The sequence below is a fragment of the Enterococcus sp. DIV1421a genome (assembly GCF_051711025.1).
In the GTDB taxonomy this organism is placed as follows: Bacteria; Bacillota; Bacilli; order Lactobacillales; family Enterococcaceae; genus Enterococcus_B; species Enterococcus_B hirae.
Genome location: NZ_JBIOLU010000001.1, coordinates 1,633,490 through 1,652,345 on the forward strand (window position 1 = coordinate 1,633,490; position 18,856 = coordinate 1,652,345).

General features: G+C 37.7%; 11 protein-coding genes. 5 read left to right on the forward strand and 6 right to left on the reverse strand.

The features are described 5' to 3' along the window. Nucleotides 1–128: 128 nt before the first annotated feature. On the forward strand, nucleotides 129–1,622 hold the full coding sequence (locus IGK21_RS07470) for a response regulator transcription factor (RefSeq protein ID WP_010737705.1): 1,494 nt from the start codon (nucleotides 129–131) through the stop codon (nucleotides 1,620–1,622). After that, complete coding sequence (locus IGK21_RS07475) at nucleotides 1,597–3,309, forward strand: cache domain-containing sensor histidine kinase (protein WP_181918566.1); 1,713 nt, start codon at nucleotides 1,597–1,599, stop codon at nucleotides 3,307–3,309. The genes IGK21_RS07470 and IGK21_RS07475 overlap by 26 nt, the downstream gene beginning before the upstream one ends. A gap of 299 nt (nucleotides 3,310–3,608) precedes the next feature. Here the strand turns inward: IGK21_RS07475 and IGK21_RS07480 are convergent, their stop codons facing one another. Genes IGK21_RS07480 through IGK21_RS07490 form a run of 3 tightly spaced genes read right to left on the reverse strand, consistent with a single transcriptional unit; the run spans nucleotide 3,609 to nucleotide 8,662 of the window. After that, complete coding sequence (locus IGK21_RS07480) at nucleotides 3,609–4,562, reverse strand: beta-galactosidase small subunit (protein ID WP_181915031.1); 954 nt, start codon at nucleotides 4,560–4,562, stop codon at nucleotides 3,609–3,611. Beyond that, a complete protein-coding gene (locus tag IGK21_RS07485; RefSeq protein ID WP_181915032.1) occupies nucleotides 4,543–6,420 on the reverse strand; it encodes a glycoside hydrolase family 2 protein in 1,878 nt (625 codons plus the stop codon). Before IGK21_RS07485 ends, IGK21_RS07480 begins: the two co-directional genes overlap by 20 nt. A gap of 4 nt (nucleotides 6,421–6,424) precedes the next feature. Further along, nucleotides 6,425–8,662: an alpha-galactosidase gene (locus IGK21_RS07490; protein ID WP_181915033.1), complete on the reverse strand. Its 2,238-nt coding sequence runs from the start codon at nucleotides 8,660–8,662 to the stop codon at nucleotides 6,425–6,427. A gap of 115 nt (nucleotides 8,663–8,777) precedes the next feature. Between IGK21_RS07490 and IGK21_RS07495 the strand changes: the two genes are divergently transcribed. Next, a complete protein-coding gene (locus IGK21_RS07495) occupies nucleotides 8,778–9,809 on the forward strand; it encodes a LacI family DNA-binding transcriptional regulator (protein ID WP_010718997.1) in 1,032 nt (343 codons plus the stop codon). A 52-nt stretch (nucleotides 9,810–9,861) separates the two neighbouring features. On the opposite strand, the gene IGK21_RS07500 is transcribed toward IGK21_RS07495, so the two are convergent. After that, nucleotides 9,862–10,653, reverse strand: coding sequence for a MerR family transcriptional regulator (locus IGK21_RS07500; protein ID WP_010718996.1), 792 nt, complete (start codon nucleotides 10,651–10,653; stop codon nucleotides 9,862–9,864). Nucleotides 10,654–10,752: 99 nt separating this feature from the next. Between IGK21_RS07500 and IGK21_RS07505 the strand changes: the two genes are divergently transcribed. Together IGK21_RS07505 and IGK21_RS07510 are read left to right on the forward strand one after the other, a co-directional pair. Then, nucleotides 10,753–12,492 (forward strand): ABC transporter ATP-binding protein, encoded by a 1,740-nt coding sequence (locus IGK21_RS07505; RefSeq protein ID WP_063627207.1) that lies wholly within the window; start codon nucleotides 10,753–10,755, stop codon nucleotides 12,490–12,492. Then, the gene (locus IGK21_RS07510; protein ID WP_181915034.1) at nucleotides 12,489–14,276 is read left to right on the forward strand and encodes an ABC transporter ATP-binding protein; all 1,788 of its coding nucleotides are present in this window, start codon (nucleotides 12,489–12,491) and stop codon (nucleotides 14,274–14,276) included. Before IGK21_RS07505 ends, IGK21_RS07510 begins: the two co-directional genes overlap by 4 nt. Before the next feature lie 235 nt (nucleotides 14,277–14,511). Here IGK21_RS07510 and IGK21_RS07515 read toward each other — a convergent pair whose 3' ends face one another. Beyond that, nucleotides 14,512–16,047: a WD40/YVTN/BNR-like repeat-containing protein gene (locus IGK21_RS07515; RefSeq protein ID WP_181915035.1), complete on the reverse strand. Its 1,536-nt coding sequence runs from the start codon at nucleotides 16,045–16,047 to the stop codon at nucleotides 14,512–14,514. Nucleotides 16,048–16,122: 75 nt separating this feature from the next. Continuing rightward, nucleotides 16,123–18,747 (reverse strand): BspA family leucine-rich repeat surface protein, encoded by a 2,625-nt coding sequence (locus IGK21_RS07520; RefSeq protein WP_181918567.1) that lies wholly within the window; start codon nucleotides 18,745–18,747, stop codon nucleotides 16,123–16,125. Nucleotides 18,748–18,856: the final 109 nt, after the last annotated feature.

Below are 18,856 nucleotides of genomic sequence, written 5' to 3' on the forward strand. Positions count from 1 at the left end.
AATATCCCAAAATAAGAAAAAATCACAAATTTAGATTTCAAATTTTTTTATTTTGAGTAATTCATCTTGCTTTTCTGTCAATAAAACCGTATTTTAAAAAGAGAAACTGTTTAAAAGGGGGAACAAGCTTGATTAATTTATTATTGATCGACGATGAAAAAACAATCTTACATGGCATAGCCAATTTGGTTGATTGGTCAAACCACGGATTCCAAATTAAAGGCGCTTTTTCAAACTCATTGGAAGCGCTTGATTTTTTCTCTATTCATTCTAATGATATTGATATTGTCATTACTGATCTTATCATGCCTGAACTGGATGGGATTGAACTTGCTCGCCTCCTAAAAAAAAGCAAGCCTGATATTCAAATATTAGTGTTATCAAGCCATGATGAGTTTCAACTAGTGAAAGACTCTTTTAAAGAAGGCGTATCCGATTATTTACTTAAACCAAAATTGAATCCAGAAAACCTGCTTTCTGCTTTGAACCATTTGGTTAAAAAAGGCCAAAAAAATCTAGACTCTAAATTCTCTCTAGATAGTGCTTTAACACAATATTTCTCTGGACAAAAAACAACGATATCTAACGATCCTTTTCGTTTCCCGTTATTTTACATCGTCTATAGCGAAATGGATGATTTAGCTCCACTAGCTTCTCTAAAAAGTAACGAAGAACGAGCTGAACCCTGGATTGATTGTCAGCCTTTTACCACTCTCGACTATGAATATGGTTGCTTACTAAATGTTTCTTCCATGGATTGTTTCGAACAAATTCAGACTTCTTTGCGTGAATATGCGCAAAAATCTGATGCATTATTGATTATTTCCCCTTGTTTAGAGCTAAGTGAGCTGTTCGATTGTTTTCAAAGATTAAAAAAATTAGGCAAAGGACAACGTTTTTATCAGAAAAGTGCTGGTGTTGTATCGGAAGAACAATTAGTCCCTTTGATTCCACACTTTGATCAGAGCACGAAAAGCTACTTAACAAAGATTGTCAACAAAGATTATGTATCCGCTATCAGAGAAATGAAATCAGCGATTGAGACTCTGATCGCTTTAAAAATTGACCCTTTATTTTTAAAACACGAAACAATCAATCGTCTCTACGCACTCATCAATGCTTTAGAAGATGGTCAAGGGACGAAAGAATTGACGACATTAAAAATTACGTTACCAACACTTATAACGAACGTCGCCACCATCGAAGATTTTTCCATTACGTTTACTAAAATCATCACTCAATTGATGCGTTGGAGCACGCCGGAAAAGAATGAAAACTCAGAAATTCTGACAGCGATCTATGATTATGTTCAAGAAAATTATCATCAAGATATTTCCTTGCAAATCATCTCCGAAAAATTTCATTTTTCCTATAGTTATTTATCTACCATGTTTACCGAGAAATATGGGATTAGCTTCACTAAATATCTAAAAAAAGTCCGGATACAACATGCGAAACGGCTTTTGCTTGAGACAACCGAGCCACTTTCACAAATCTCTTACCAAGTAGGATTTGCTGAACTTGGTTATTTCTCAAGAGTATTCAAGGAAGAAACTGGGCTAAATCCTTCTCAATATCGAAAAGGAAGTTTGAAACATGAAGAAAAAATTCAAAGAGTATGAACTAGTTACAAAACTACTGGTTGTCCTAGTCATTGCGCTTCTTACTCAAGCGATTATTCTGTCCTTCTTCATTTATGATCGATCCAAAAACGCTTATATCCATCTATTTGATAAATCGAATGAACTAACGCTTGGCAAAATACAACGTGATTTTGAACGATTGAATGATAATATCGAAAATACCTTAACGATGGTCGCTAACAACCCTGCAGTCGAAAATTATTTCTCTAACGATCCGCACTCTTCGTTAGATAACTACGCAAATGTAAAAACAATCCAACAAATGAACCGAAGCTTTACTTCGATCTCTCCTTCCATCAATTACGATCTGATGATCTATGGTGAAAGTGGACATACCTTCGTTGGAAACGAGATGCTTGCCAGTATGGATGCTGCGGCATTCATGAGATCTGATGTCGTACAAAAATCAAAGACACATAAAGCATCGACCCAAATGTTCTTTGTCGACTTTGGTTTGACTACTCGTGACCAAACAAAAAGCAGCATCCTATTCATTAAGAAATTGACTTCCTCGTTGAATCATATTTATGGGTATGCTGTCATTGCGATAACTGCAGATGAGCTAGCGAATTTATTCAATGAAACGATCCATTCGAAGGTCTCCAAAATCTATCTCATCAATGAAGCAAATCAAATCATTACCTCCAATGAAACTGGCATGATTGGTGCCAAAACCAACTTGTTAAATGATTTAAATACCAATGAAACAAAAACAGTTGATTATAATCGTTTAACACGTGTTCCATTATATCGACAAAACTTAGCTTTGATTAGTAAAGTAAATATTCGTTCACTAGTCAATCAAATGGGACTGATTGTTCCGATCGTCCTTTTTAATTTGATGACTTTAATGGTAGTTGGTGCTATTGTCTTTCGCTATATGAACCGTCAGACGAAGTCGATTTATGCCTTGATTCAGTCCTTAAAACATATCAAAAAAATTCCTAATAATACCCAAGTAGACGTTCAAGGGACCTACGAAACAAAGACTTTAGGCACTACAATCAATCAACTATTAACAACGATCGATGAGAACTATTTTACTTCAATTGAAAACGAAAAGAAAAAACGTCAATTAGAGATTCAAACGATGCAAGCCCAAATCCAGCCTCACTTTATCTACAATACGTTAACTAGTCTAAAATTTTTGATCTGGCAAAAAGAAAATCAAAAAGCAATTCATGGAATCGATCATTTTATTGATTTGTTGAGAAGTACCATTGGGAAAAAAGCAGAAACAATCACTGTCGAAGAAGAATTAAAAAGTGTGCAAAGCTATATCCATATTCTTTCATTGAGATATGGTGATGATATCGCCACTCGGATCATGGTCCCCGATGAACTATACCCTTTTAAAGTGCCCAATATGATGATTCAGCCAATTATTGAAAATGCTTTTTTACATGCTTTTCAAACAAAAAAAAGTGGGTTTATTACTTTATTCGGAAAAATTCACGAAACACAATTGATCTTTGAAATCGTAGATAACGGTGATGGATTTGATACAAATCAAAAGAAAAAAAACAAGGACTATTTTTCTGGAATCGGCGTCAAGAATGTGAACGAACGAATCAAATTGCTTTACGGCACAGAGTATGGATTGCAGATCCAATCGATTATGGGTGTTGGTACAACGGTAAAAATCACATTGCCATTAATCAGTTAATTCAAAAATAAACAATTCAGTTAGTTGATACTTATTAGCAATAGACGCTGCCCTTCTAAGATAGATGATCCTAGAAAAGCAACGTCTATTTGTCTATGGTTTTATATTTTTCATGTCTGCTAATAATATGAAAAGCTATTGTTCTTTACCGATACTTAGCTATCAATCCTTCCTTTCTCTAGATAGACAGCATTCAAGCATCAGCATCTTGAAATAAGCCTAAATTTTTTTTAACATGAAAAGGTGTTTTAAAAAATTGCCTCTTATTTGCTCGGAGCTGACCGCTTCTTTCACGACCTTTACTTCACGATAAAACTAAATTCATGGTCTTCTTCCGCTGAAATATGATACGCTTCTTCAACATCTGCTCCCCAGCTGTTGATTCCTCCTACACCACGTACCTTCCCTTGAATCACTAAGACGGTTCTTCTAGCTGGTGGTAACTCTTCAAGATGTGTGGCATTTTCTAATTCTTCGGCTTTATAGGGGAGAGCTGAAAATGCAAAATCGCCGTTCACTTGTTCAAAGCGTAATGAAAATTCCTCCTTTCCTTGATCCGCATTATTCATCGTAGAATCTCTAGTGATTTCTAGCCATTTCGTCTTCATATGGACACCACAATCTTGTGGCACGAGATAGGGAGTCACTGGTAAACCAGTTACTTTATAAGTACCCTCGATTCCTCCTGCCATTCGATCTGGATACGTTTCTCCTGATAGTCCTTCATATTCAAAATATTTCGCTTTGGTTGGCATAATAAAGCGAAAACCTAATAAAGGTAATTCAGGCAGTCCTTGCTGTCCATGATAAAAGACAGAAATTTTCATTTCCCCATCAGATTGTACTTCATAGTTGACTATGACTTCTGTTTTGGGCACCGTATTGATTTCTAACGTGAATTTGATCGCTGCTGATTGCGCATATTCATGATTGGAATAGCGATTATTGATCGGAGCAATTGGCTGTTCGATTAGTCTTTGATCAATGGAAACTTGAACATTTTTTACTTTCGGGTACATCCCAGCCCCTAGCCACATGGACGAACGATAGCCAAACCCATTCCCTCGATCATTATCCGTCAAAGCCCGCCAAAACGTCGGCAGCGTTTCTCGATACAACCATTCTTTCCCATTTTTATTTAAGGATTCCAACCCACCTCTTGTATAGGAAAAGATATAATGAAATCCTTCACCTTTTAAAGCAAATGTACAATCTCCATAAATAATCTTCATTTTAATCGCTGTATTTTCCATAATAATACCTTACCTCCTGTAATGCCGGTTTTTCTTGACCATCAGAAAAGACGATCCCGTTACCTGAAAATTCATAATCACTTGGACGATCATCAAAGTCCCCACCGTATCTCATTACTTTTTGTTTCGTCAATGGATCGATCACTTGAATCGCTTGATCTTTAAAGTCCCAAATATAGCCACCTTGATACATTGGGTATCGATCTAATAATTCCATGTAAGAATTCAATCCTCCCAACGAATTCCCCATGTCATGCATGTATTCACATAAAATGAAAGGCTTTTCCCCATCATTTTCAAGGTAATCACAGATATCTGTTGGCGTAGCATACATGCAACTCTTGACATCAGAAATCGAATCTTCGAATGCAGGATTAGGGAAATTTCCTTCATAGTGAACAAGGCGATGGGGATCTTTTTCTTTAAAGTAATCATTCATCAAACGAATATTCTCTTCTGCGTAAGATTCATTTCCTAAAGACCAGAATAAAATACTCGTATGGTTCTTGAATGTCTCAAAATTTGTCTGTGCTCTGTCAAGAACGATCTCCCGCCATTGAGGAACATTCCCCGGTACATTGTAAGACGGCTCAAACGCCCCCATCTTTTGCCAAGAACCATGAGATTCCAGATTGGTCTCTGCCATCAAGTGAATCCCCGCCTGATCACAAAGATAATACCAAGGGATTTGATTTGGATAATGTGAGGTTCTAACCCCATTGATATTCGCATGTTTAATGATTTCTAGATCTTTCTTCATATCCATCAAATCGATAGCTCTTCCTTTTTCAGGATGCCATTCATGTCGATTGACACCGTTGATGATCAAACGTCGGTCATTTAAATAAATGATCCGCTCTTTGATCTCGATCTTTCTAAAACCAAATGGATAGTAACTATACTCCGTCACCCCAGTATCATCAAACGTTTCAAATTCGACGGTGTATAAATTGGGTTGAAAATGATCCCATAAAGTAATTTTATCTACTGGAATATGCAACGAGATTTGTTCTTTGATTCCCATTCCTTCTTGATGGATCTCTTCTCCTTTGCAATTGAGGAGTCGGACACGTAGCTTTCCGTTTGAAGTAAGATTTTCAATAGTCAAGTCGATATCTACCCAACCGCTTTGAAAAGAGGGATCAACTTGAGGTTTGATCCACATATCCTCTATATGATTTTTCCCTCTGGCGATCAATGAAACATCTCTAAAAATCCCAAAGAAACGGAAAAAATCTTGGTCTTCGAGAAAAGCGGCACTACTTCTTTTATGGACTTCTACCGCTAAACGATTCTCTTCTTCCAGATAAGGAGTTAAATCAAATTCAGAAGGCGTGAAAGAATCTTCTGCATAGCCGACAAAGTGCCCATTTAACCAGACATACATTGCCTGTTCGACACCTTCAAATCGAATGGTGATCGCCTTTTCTTTCATTTCTTCATTTAAAGTAAAGTTCGTCACATATGAGCCAACTGGGTTATACTCGGCTTGAGAAAACATCCCCTCGGCTTCTTCCTTACCAGCGGTTGTATAAGCCGGACGTCTAAACTCATGCCCTTCCCATGGATACATCGTATTGATGTAGTGGATCTTGTCGTATCCTGCTAGTTCGATATGCCCAGGAACATCAATCTGATCGAAGCCACTGTTATCAAATTCCTTTTCAAAAAAATTCACTGGACGTTCTAAAGCATTACGGGAATAGCAAAATTGCCACTTCCCATTCAGCGATTGGATTCTGGTGTTTCCTGTTTCCACTTCTTCTTTAGCACCATAAATAACATGATCACTATGGGCTTTCCTTTGATTTACTCGATACACTTGCGGATCATCTAACCATTCAATCAATGCGTTCATTTTTCTATTCTCCTTCGTCTATACTCATAAAATGAATCAATTCTGTTTGAAAATCGCCATAAAAATCCGGGAAATAAAGACCTATTGTCATTAATTCCGATCCTGAATATACTTTGCCATCTATCTGGTTCTGGTATAGTTTTTCTTCGCTTAGTCCAACAAGGCGTACCTCATGAAATTCGGGCTGTGCATTTGCCAACCGACGATTTATAAATAAGAGGACTTCCTGTTGGTTTTTTGAAACAAATTCCCAGGAAGCAATATTTTGCTCAAAGGGATTTTGTAAACGATAGAAATCGCCATATTGGACTGTCTGTCTGATTTTTTTATAAAATTCTACCTGTGCCGCTACTTCCTGCTTTTCCTCACTAGATAATTTTGTTAGATCAAGTTCATATCCAAACACCCCGCCCATGGCCACATCTCCACGTGTTTTTAAACTAGTGACTCGACCCGTTTGATGATTAGGAACAGCTGATACATGGGCAGTCATAGCTGAAATAGGATAAGCTAAGCTCGTCCCATATTGGATATTGATGCGTTCAACCGCATCTGTATTGTCACTAGTCCAAGACTGTGGCATATAATAAAGCAGCCCTGCATCGAACCGTCCACCACCACCAGAACATCCTTCCCAAAGGATATGAGGATAGTCGTTTGTTAAGTTTTCCATCATCTCATATAATCCTAATAGATAACGATGCAAAACTTCCCCTTGGTTTTGTTTGCCCAATGACACCGAATAGACATCAGATAGCGATCGATTCATATCCCATTTGATATAGTCGATCTCCACACTGTCTAACAAATGCCGTAACTGTGTTTCAATCGTCTGCCGGACTTCTTTTCGGGTAAAATCAAGGACGTGTTGAGATCTAGAAGCTGATGGTTGACGACCTGGTTCTTTCATCATAAATTCGGGATGATCCCGATTTAATTGAGAGTCGCTGGAAACCATTTCAGGCTCAACCCACAAGCCAAACTTTAGTCCTTTTTGGTGAACATAGTCAGCGATCCCTTTTAAGCCATTTTTCAATTTCCCTTGATATTCAAACCAGTCTCCTAGAGAAGATTGGTCCGAATCTCTTTTCCCAAACCAGCCGTCATCTAAAACAAACATCTCTATCGCTAATTCGTTTGCTTCATCAACGATCGCTTCGATCTTTTTGCTCGTAAAGTCAAAATAAGTCGCTTCCCAATTGTTGACTAGGATCGGACGTTCTTGGTATTGGAATCGCCCTCTTGCTACTCGTTCCCGTAATAAATGATGGGTCACTTGACTCATCCCATTCAACCCTTGATCAGAATAAGTTAAGAGTATTTCCGGTGTTTGGAAGCTTTCATATGGTTGTAACTCCCAAGAAAAATTATAGGGATTGATCCCACCGATCACTCTAAATTGTTGAATGGCATCTTTTTCAATCTCAAAGGAATGATTTCCCGAATAAACAAGATGGATCCCAATCGCTTCCCCTGTGAATTCAGTTGTTGCATGATTTGTCAAGGCAATGAATGAATTCATCTGATGACTGCTTGAACCACGACGGCTTTCAAATGATTTGATGCCATCTGTTATGCTTTGTCTAGACATCTGCCGTTCTTTGACATGCGCTCCTGGTAAGGCAATCACTTCATCAAACCGGCCTGAATTCGTAAAATCAAGTTGAAAAGAGGCTGCTTTTTCAATCATCACTGGATCATTGGTTTCATTTCTTACCTCCAGCGAACGTGTAATCACTGCTCTTTCTCGATAAATCGTATAGGAAAGATCCACGTAAATCTTTTCTTCACGATCTTTCAACGTCACGATCAATGTTTCTGCCTCTGTATCATTCTTGATATACGCTTGCGGTAATCCAGATAAATTTGGCTTTCCTTCTTGGATCTGAAAACTTTCATAACGTAGATCAAGCAGATTTGATCCATTTTCTCGACGAATCATCAAGGCAGGTAATCGATAATCCATCCCTCCGTGCCCTGAATACTCTTGTGGTAATGTATCTTTTGAATACGTTCGATCTTCATTTAAGGGGACGTTCCCAGAAAAACCACGATCTCTGCGAGGATATTTTTTATGATTATGATAATGGGTCGTTCTTTTACCAAAATAAACATGAGCCAGAACTTCACTTTCTTCAATTTGAAGAATATAGGAAATTTCTGAATTGGATAGATGAAATACTTTTTCCTGTTCGTCAAATGTGATTAAAGCTGCTCTTTGATTCTTCATCACTTGTTCCATTGTTTCACCTCTCAAATAAATAGTAACCGTTTACTTTTGTTACATTTCCTGTATACTGTTTACTAAACAAATATGTCAATAAAAATTTTTATTTTTTTGTAAGGGGTGCCATTTTATGGTTGGAATTAGAGATGTCGCAAGAAAAGCCAATGTTTCACCTGCTACGGTCTCAAGAGTTTTGAATGAAGACAAAACGATCAGTGTCTCTGCTGCTACTCGTCAACGGATTTTCACTGCAGCTGCCACATTAAATTATGATATCAACAAGCGAAAATATATTAAAAAACGCCGTCCTTCCATCGGTGTCATTTCAGCAATCAGTAAAGCCAGCGAAGAAAAAGATATTTATTATCGAGAATTACGAGCAGGTCTAGAAGAAGAAGCCAGCCGACTCCATATCGGCATGAATCGAATTTATAATATGTCGGATAACCCGACCGAGTGGAAAGATTTGGATCAATTAGGTGCTATAATCGTAGTCGGTACGATCGATAAAGGTGCAATCGCCGATTTATTGAAACAGAACCGACAATTAGTTGTAGTAGATAATCCAGATATCCAACAAGAAGTGGATATGGTCTATGGGGATCTCGAACGAATGACTAAATCTGTTTTAGAACTTTTTTTAGACAATGGGCACACCAACATCGCTTATATTGGTGGTTATCAAATCGATATTAACGAAGCTGGTCGGAAATCAACAACTGAGAATGAAAAAAGGCTCAGAGCCTACCGCCATTTCATGCAAGATCATCATTTGACCAAACAGATCAATTATTATTTAGGAGAATGGACAGAGGAATCCGGAGAGCAGTTAGCGACCAAACTTCTCGAAAAACAAAAACATGATTTACCGACGGCCATTTTGATCGGTAGCGATCCTTTAGCATTAGGTGTTTATCGAGCATTACAAAAAGACAATCGAAAAATTGGAGAAGAGATCGTTCTAGTTAGCTTCGATAACATCGAGGCGATTGCTGATTTATCTCCTAGTTTAACAAGTGTAGCGATCAATGCAAAAGCCATTGGTCAGTCTGCTGTTCGATTAGCGGTGGAGCGAATCGATGGTTTGAGAGAGGAACCGATCATTGTCACTTATCCTACACGACTAATCATTAGAGAAAGTTTTAACCCTGATAAATCCTAACCAAATAGACGAAGAAGAGCGAGATAACTATCCTTTCCCGCTCCTTCTTCGTCTACTTTTGCTTATCCTCATTTGTTAAATCAGCTTCTACTTTTTGGCTTTCGATCCATCCTAAATAATATTCATGATAGACTCCTTCTTCCGTTTGCTTCGTTAGCAGATACTGTCCAATCACATTTCCTGTTTGATACCCTCGTTGGGCTAATGTTAATCTTACTTCTTCGATATTGTTCTTTTCGGTATGATTGACTTCCACTTGTAATAAAAATCGATGATAAGTTTTACCAGGCTGATTGTACCAAACAATTTTAGACAGTGGAATTGTGGCTGATGTTTGGTCTGTACAGAAGCCATAAATCATTTCATCGCTCAGCGAAAAATCAAAATACCCACCGAAGCTGGCATAGTTTTCAAGATAGGCTTTCGAATCTAAAATGTCGTCGGAATCCACTATGACGATTGCCGCAAAAGGAATTGTTTCTTTGGTAATGCCTCGATTGTCAATCATAAGTTTTAATTGTTCTTTTCGAGCCAAGATTTCTTCATGTTTTTTTTGCAGACTTATTTTTTCTTGCTTGATCCGCTGCTCTGTTTCTGCAATCGTTGCATAATGTTCTTCGATCGTTTTTCCATATAAATTTTTCATCTGTTTGATTGGAACATCTAATTTTCGATAGAAATTGATGTCATAAATTTGAAAAATATCATCAATATTAAACATCCGATATCCGTTTTCTTCATGACGTAGAGAATGGATTAACCCTTGCTCATCCCAAAAACGAATCGTTGACTTTGGTACATTTAGTAGTTCCGAGACTTCTCCGATTGTGTAAAGTTTTGGCATTTCCGCTCACCTCTTGTTAATTTTACCGCTTCTTCTATTGACCTTCAAGTAACTTTAAGGTGTAAAATTCATTATTGTCTAGTAAAAGGAGGAAACAAAATGACATTACTTAAACAATTCCTATGGAAGAATAAAAAAATCGTAGGCATGACTTTTTTATTCGTCTGTTTACAAATCATTGGTACACTTGGTGTTCCTAAATTAGTGGCAACATTAATTGATGAAGGGATAGTTACTGGTCAAAACAGTAAAATTTATACCATTGGTCTACAAATGGTATTCGTAGCCTTGCTAGGTACTTTTTCAGCGATTGCTTCTAGCTATTTTTCTGCACTAGTGTCTGCAAAATTTGGCTACCAAACAAGGGAAACCTATTTTGATAAGTTCCAACAATTATCGATGAAAGATGCAGATGAATTTGGAAGTGCCTCACTTCTGACTCGAATGACTAATGATGTAGATAATATCCAACAAATGATTGTACTCTTTTGTCAAATGATCTTACCTGCACCAATCATTGCGGTGTTTACAATTGTCATGATGCTTCAATATTCCATGACATTGACGTTGATTACATTGATTTCTGTGTTTATTTATGCTGTCGTTATTTACATTTTAATGAAAAAAGGAACCCCTCTATCTCTCAGTATCCAACCAAAAATGGATCGTATCACAGTGACTTTAAGGGAATTTTTTACAGGTGTGAATATGATTCGAGCCTTCAACAATCAAGACTATGAGGAGAAGCGCACCAATCAAACATTTGAGAAGTATGCCGCACAGATGATCCGAGTCAATCGCGTATTTGCTTGGGTCACTCCGATTGCTTTTTTATTAATGGGGATCGTATACAGCGCCATTCTTTGGTTTGGTGGTTCGTTGGTCAGTGAAGGTACACTACAGATCGGGACTGTTACTGCCATCGTCGAATATTCGATGCTCACGTTGGCTTATCTAATGACTGCAGCTATGGTGTTAGTCGTCGTTCCAAAATCGATGTCCTCTCTTCGGCGGATCGAAGAAGTGTTGAATCAACCTATTGAGATCATTGATCCGGAAAATCCATCAACAGCTTCGCTGAATATGGATGATGAGCATGTGTTATCTTTTGAACACGTTTCTTTCAGTTATACCAAAGATTCAGAACCTGTATTGGAAGATATCCATTTTAAGGTACCTAAAGGCAAAACAACTGCCATCGTTGGCGGAACTGGTTCTGGTAAAAGTACAATAGCCAAATTGCTCCTTCGTTTGAATGATGTGACCAGTGGACAGATTACATTAGGGGGGCAACCACTTCAACAATTAACACAAGAAATGATTCGCTCAAAAATCAGCTATGTTCCGCAAAAAGCGTTTCTGTTTAGTGGAACAATTTTATCAAACCTGCAAATGGGCAATGAGCATGCAACAGAAGAAGAATTGACCTCAGCTATACGTATTTCACAATTAGAGGAAGTTTTGGATAAATTGCCCAAAAAATTAGCTAGTTTTGTTGCACAAGGCGGAGATAATTATTCTGGCGGACAAAAACAACGGATGTGTATTGCACGAGCGCTCATCAAACCAGCAGATATCTATGTTTTCGACGATAGCTTTTCTGCTTTGGACTACAAGACGGATGCAAAACTAAGAACAGCCCTCCATGAAGAAATGGCTGATAAGACATTGATCATTGTGGCTCAAAGATTGAGTACAATCATGAACGCTGATCACATCATCGTTTTAGACAATGGCCGAATCGTGGGACAAGGAACTCACGAAACACTCCTTGCTACTTGTCTTTCTTATCAGGAATTTGCTAAATCACAAGGGATTTTGAAAGAAGGGAATATATGAAAACAACTGATGTAAAAATGAATAAACATAGTTTGATCCGCTTTTGGAAAATGATCCAATCTGATCACAAAACATTTTATGGCTTACTATTATGTAGTTTAATCGGTAACCTGATGGTCGTTGCAATGCCGATGATCATGGGCGTTGGTATCGATCAGCTTTTAAGTCGAATCCGTACGATCGGGATTGCTGAAATGACATTTCATGATATCAAGGATGCCCTTTTGTTCCCTGTTGTTTTATTACTCGTTTTTTCTTTTTTAAGTAGTATTACTTCTTTCATTCAAGAATACGCAATGGCTTCATTGAGTGAAAAAATCACACTTAATGTTAGAAAAGAAATGACCAAGAAATTCAAAACATTACCAATGGCCTTCTTTGATCAGCATCAGGTAGGAGATATCATCAGCCGAACAACGACTGGTTTGAATCAACTAGCACAAGTCTTGCTAACAGGGATCAATCAATTTTTCACTTCCATCGTAACGATTTTATTTTCCATTTTGATGCTGTTTTATATTGACAGCAAATTGACGTTACTGATTCTTTTATTGATCGTTGGTAGTTCATGGGTCACTCAACTCTTTGCGAATAAAAACAAAAAGATTTCTGATGACAATCAAACAGAACTAGGTTCATTAAATAATAAAGTGGAAGAATATCTTGCAGGTAACTTGGTCATCAAAACATTCAATCAACAAGATCAAGCGATCGAGTCGATCCGTCAAGTAAATCATTCACAGTACCAAGCATTTAAAAAAGCGCAATTCATGAACTTTGCCATCTATCCAGCGATTCGCTTGATCAATCAATCAGCGTTCATTTTAAGTGCTGTCTTAGGTGGGATCTTAGTAATATCTGGTGGACTCACACTAGGATTGTTACAAGCTTATCTGCAGTACATCAATCAAATCTCTGAACCGATCTCGACCGCTTCTTATGTCATCAATTCGTTGCAATCTGCTATGGCGGCGATTGATCGTATCTTTGAGATTATGGATGAACCAAATGAGCGTTCTGATCACGAAAATACAACATCACTTGACCAGCCTGCTGGTTCAATCAGGTTCAAAGATGTTCGATTTGGTTATAGTCCAGATAAGATCTTGATGGAAAATGTCAACTTTTCGGCTAAACCAAAACAAACAATTGCAATCGTGGGACCAACTGGAGCAGGAAAAACGACATTAGTCAATTTACTCATGCGATTTTACGAGCTAAACCATGGAAGAATCGAATTCGACGGAATCGATATCACGAAATTCTCTCGTAGTGAGTTACGTAAACACTTTGGGATGGTTTTGCAAAATACGTGGCTCTTTGAAGGCACAGTGGCAGATAATATTGCTTATGGGAAACAGCAAGCTTCCAGAGACGAAATCATTGCGGCTGCCAAAATTGCCCAATGTGATCATTTCATCCGTACGTTACCTGAAGGATATGATACGATTATTTCAAGTGAAAATGGTTCGTTGTCACAAGGACAACAACAGCTATTGACCATTGCTCGGGTATTGCTGGCGAATCCTTCCGTAGTTATTTTAGATGAAGCAACCTCCAGCGTGGATACCCGCACCGAAGCAATGATCCAAAAAGCAATGAATGCTGTCACAGAAAACCGAACCAGCTTTATTATCGCCCATCGGTTATCTACGATTGAAAATGCCGACTTGATTTTAGTGATGGAAAATGGAAATATTATTGAACAAGGAACCCATCAGTCACTATTAAGCAAACCAACACTTTATGCTAGTTTATATAATAGCCAATTTCAAATCACATAAAAGAGGTTGTGAAAAGTGCGCCTTGACCTGAGTAATTTTGAACACTTTTTACCTATTTTAAACCCCATAAAAAAGAGCCTGGACTTTTTTCCAAGGCTCTTTTTTATGGGTCTATTCTTTCAATCTCTCTTATTCACAAATTCAATCGTTACATAGAGAACTTTCACTTACATAAATTGTCATTGTCTCTCCTTACGCCGTTTCCTTTTTGGTGTTGAAATTCATCTAAACTTTTTTAGCGATTCTCTACTTGCGATAATTGTTGTTCGAATTGCCATGTTTCTCCACCATCAGTCGAATAAAAAAGACAAGCAAACATTTTCCCTGTATCGATCGATCCATTTTTTAGGAGGTAAAACTTGGTTTCCAATTTATTGGCACTTACTTGTACCACTTCATTTGGTGACTGGAACAAATCGATCCCTCCCAATTGATACTCACCCGGGATAGCTACCAAGGATTCTTTGAATGTTAGTCCCCCATCATTCGTATAATAGATGTTTTCTCTTGTAGAAAGGAAACCCAATGTCTTCGTCACAAAACTAACATTTTGAATCGGTTGATTTACGATGGTACTGCCGCTTTTTTGCCAGCTTTGCCCTTTATCGTTGGTCGTATAAATTTTTAGACTTTCCGCAGACATTCCTGTAGAGGATGAAAATACCATGACGCCTTGATCGTTTGTGAAAAAGTTTGCTTTACGATAACGAACCTGTCCGCCTTGATCTGTAATCTGACTTTTTTGCCACGTCTTCCCATTATCAGCTGATGATAATAGGTAAACGTTTTTTTGATCAGGTGAATAGATAAACCAAGAAAAAGTAGGAGAAACATCAAATGTTTTGTCCATCCATTCCCCTTTTGCAACAGTACCCGAAGTCAAAGTATAGTCACCAAAACGCAACCAGTCCACAGCAATTGGAACGAAATGCCAGTCTTTTCCTTGATTCGTCGTCAAATACAAGGCTTGTGTTTCTGGGTCTATTTTTACGTCATTCGTTTGCTCAGTGGTCAAATTGACGGATGTTTGAACAGGTTTCAATAATCCGTCCTGATTAGTCGAAGTTGGCATTTTTCTTACTTTTTCTTCGCTTTGCATCATAGAGTGTACATACGTTGCTACTGGTCCTGCATTAATGAATTGATAAACACCCCCGCCAATCAACAAGAGTGTTCCAACTCCAATTGCTAAATGAGAGTAAAAAGGCTCAATTCTTTTTTTGTTTTTTCGGTCTATCGGTTCATTTACTTGCATAAAAACATAGTATCGATTACTGCCATACCAAGTAAGTTGTTCTCCTAGAAAAAGTGAGACACCCTCCATCGTTTGCAGCAGAAAATAACGCCTCTTTTTCGCAAGTGTAAACTCCTTTTTGTTATGATCACTCAAGTAGAGATAATTTTCGTCCTGAGAGCCAACTGAAATATGTAACATATTCGCCACTTGTTTTTCCAGCCATTGATCATAATGCCTAGAGATGTTCCTCTTTTTGAACCATAGCACAGCAACGAGTAAAAACAAGAATAGTCCTATCGCAAAGTCAACATAACTTGAAAAATGGTACAAACTAGTGATTCGCTCCATTTTAAATGAATGTGGATGATTCTGCTTTAAATGATGGTAGATGTTTCCCCATCCGACCAAGAACAACAAGTTAGCGATAAAATACATCCCAATTTTCCATGTCATTTTTTTCGTTCGTTGATTGATGATAGACAACATCTTTGCTTTTGCTGACATCAATTCAATAATCAATAATTCTTTATCCATCTTGCCAATCTCCTTTTTTTACATTATGACGTAAAACGAGGAGATTGGCTAGTTGATTTACGCTTTATTTAACGTTTATCTTTTTTTGTAAACAAAGTATAATCCAAGTAAGAAGCAAGCCATGCCAATCATAGAAAGACTTGATTTTTGATAACCTGTAGTAGGTAGTTTTTTGTCTTCTTGTTCTTCTTGTTCTTCTTGTTCGTCTTTTTCATCTTTTTTATTTTTTTCATTTTTTTCGTCTTTTTTATCTCTCTGATCGTTGTTATTCGTTGTCTCATTTGGCGTTGCTGGTACTGGCTTTTTATCCCCCGATTGGTTCGTATCCGCATCTGGTTTTTCTTTAGTTGGTTCAGCTAGCACATGGATTTCAACAGTTTTCTTTTGATGACCGTTTTGATAGGTCACTGGATAAACGCCAACTTTTGTCGTATCCACCTTACCAGAAACCATTTTCTGGTCAAATGTTAGGGGATTTCCTTCTTTATCATTGGCTGAAATAAAATTGTCTTGTGGATTCCAATTGTCTCCTACATAGAGTGTGGAACCTTTAACTACGAGTGTTTCTTTGTTCTCTTTGACCGTTACTTTGATCGTCTTACTTGCTATTCCGTTGGTATACGTCACAAAATAATCGCCCGTTTTTTGGCTATCCACCGAACCTTCCACCATTTTTGGAGTGAACGCTAGAGGCATCCCATCTTCATCAGTAGCTGAAACAAAATTAGCTTGTGGATCCCATTGATCACCCACATAAATAACTGAGTCTTTGGCCTGAATGCTCTCCTGGTTTTCTTTCACTGTTACATGAATGACTTGAGCAGCGCTACCATTAGTATAAGTAATCGGTGTCACTCCTGCTACTGAGGTATCCACTGTTCCACTGACCATACTCATATCAAATGGAAGGGGATTTCCTTCCTTATCTGTTGCTGAAATAAAATTATCCTGTGGATCCCAGGTTTCACCAAGGTAAAGCGTCGAATCTTTGGCTAAAATTGATTCATAGTTTGGCTCTTTCTGCCAAACATACGTATCTGCCATCGCTCCTGTATAGTTCGCCATCAATTCTTCTGAAGTTAGCACGTATTCCCCTGCAGGGTTCGTAACCGTTCCAGAACCAACGTTTTGCCAATAACCAGTGTTTCCATCTTTTACTGGAATAGCAGGAAGATTGGCTGAATCTACAAAACGATAGCCTTTACCAAGAGTCAATTCATTGAGGCTCGTTGTTCCAGCCAGCATTTCTGCCATTTCTACGGGATCCTCAAACTGAAAATAAGAAAGATCTAATTTTTTTACTTTCGAACAATTTAAGAACATATATGTCAGATAATTCACAGACTCTGTATTGAAATTAGACACATCGATCGTCTCTAGTAACTCACAATTAGCAAACATGTATCTCATTGCTTGGACTAGACTGGTGTCAAAATTAGAAACGTCCAAAGAGGTTAAACTATTACAGCCATTGAACATATAATTCATGGATGTTACTTGACTTGTATCAAAACCTTCCACTGCGATCGTTTTCAATTTGCGACATTGATCAAACATGTAATGCAAATGAACAACCTTTGATGTATCAAAATTAGAAACGTCCACACTCTCTAATTCATAATTCAAACGAAACATCACTGAAAGATCAATCGCACTTGATGTATCGAAATTTGAGACATCCACATAGCGCAACTTCTTACATTCAGCGAATAAACGTGACATATAAACCACATTTGATGTATCAAAGTGAGCGATATCTAAGGTAATTAATTCATTACAAGCAAAAAACATTCTGTTCATGTTGACAACATTACTCGTATCAAAACTAGAAAGATCGATTGATTGTACTTTGGTACATCGACTGAACATGCCACTCATATCAACTACATTACTTGTATCGAAACTTGAAAGATCAAGATGAATGAGATTCTCTGTTTGGTCAAATGCTTCAAAAAACATATTAGACATATTCGTGACATTTGACGTATCCCATCCTGACAAATCAACGCCATTTAGTACACGACAGTCAGAAAAAAAGGAAGTCATATCCGTTACTTGACTTACGTCTAAATAAGCTAAATTCTCAATGGACAAAAGATTACTATATCCATAAAATAAGCGATGAGTTTCTTTAGGAGCAATCGTTGGTCCAGTGAATACCATTTTTTTTATTTTAAACCGATAGCTGTTGAACCAAGGAGGAAAAAACGTAACCGGTGTTTCTCCCAATGTGCCTCCTCCAATATATAATGTACCTTCTGCATCGATTCGCCAAGAACAAGTTCCGAAAACACCACTGGCAATATCGGTGGATTCTTCTGTAGGTGTGGCAGTGTTGAGAAGCGTCTCCTCTTGTTCTGTGTTTTCCGTCAATTGATCCTGATCTAAGTCAACAGCTGATTGACTTTCAGTTGGTTGATCAAGGCTCTCTGATTCCTCTACCAGTTCTTCTTGCGGAACTTCTGACATTGACTCTTCTAACTCTGGCTGATTTTCATCAGGTTCCTGGATCATTGTTTCTAATGGATTTTCGACCAGATCGTTTTTACCTCCTGGTTCGTTTAAACTAGTTGCTGTTTGTACTTGCTCTTCGTCTGGTTTACTCCATTCTTCGGCATAAGAATAAGAAAACGGATGAAGCAGAGATTGTGTCGCCAACCAAATCGCTAACGAACATTTGACTAACTTTTTCTTGTTCATTGATTTTCCCCCTAAATTCACCATGTTTTTAAAATAAAAGCTATTTATATAATCAACGATTACTTGAAGGAAAAGTTTTCTATTTTTTTCTTTCAAAAAAAATATTAGT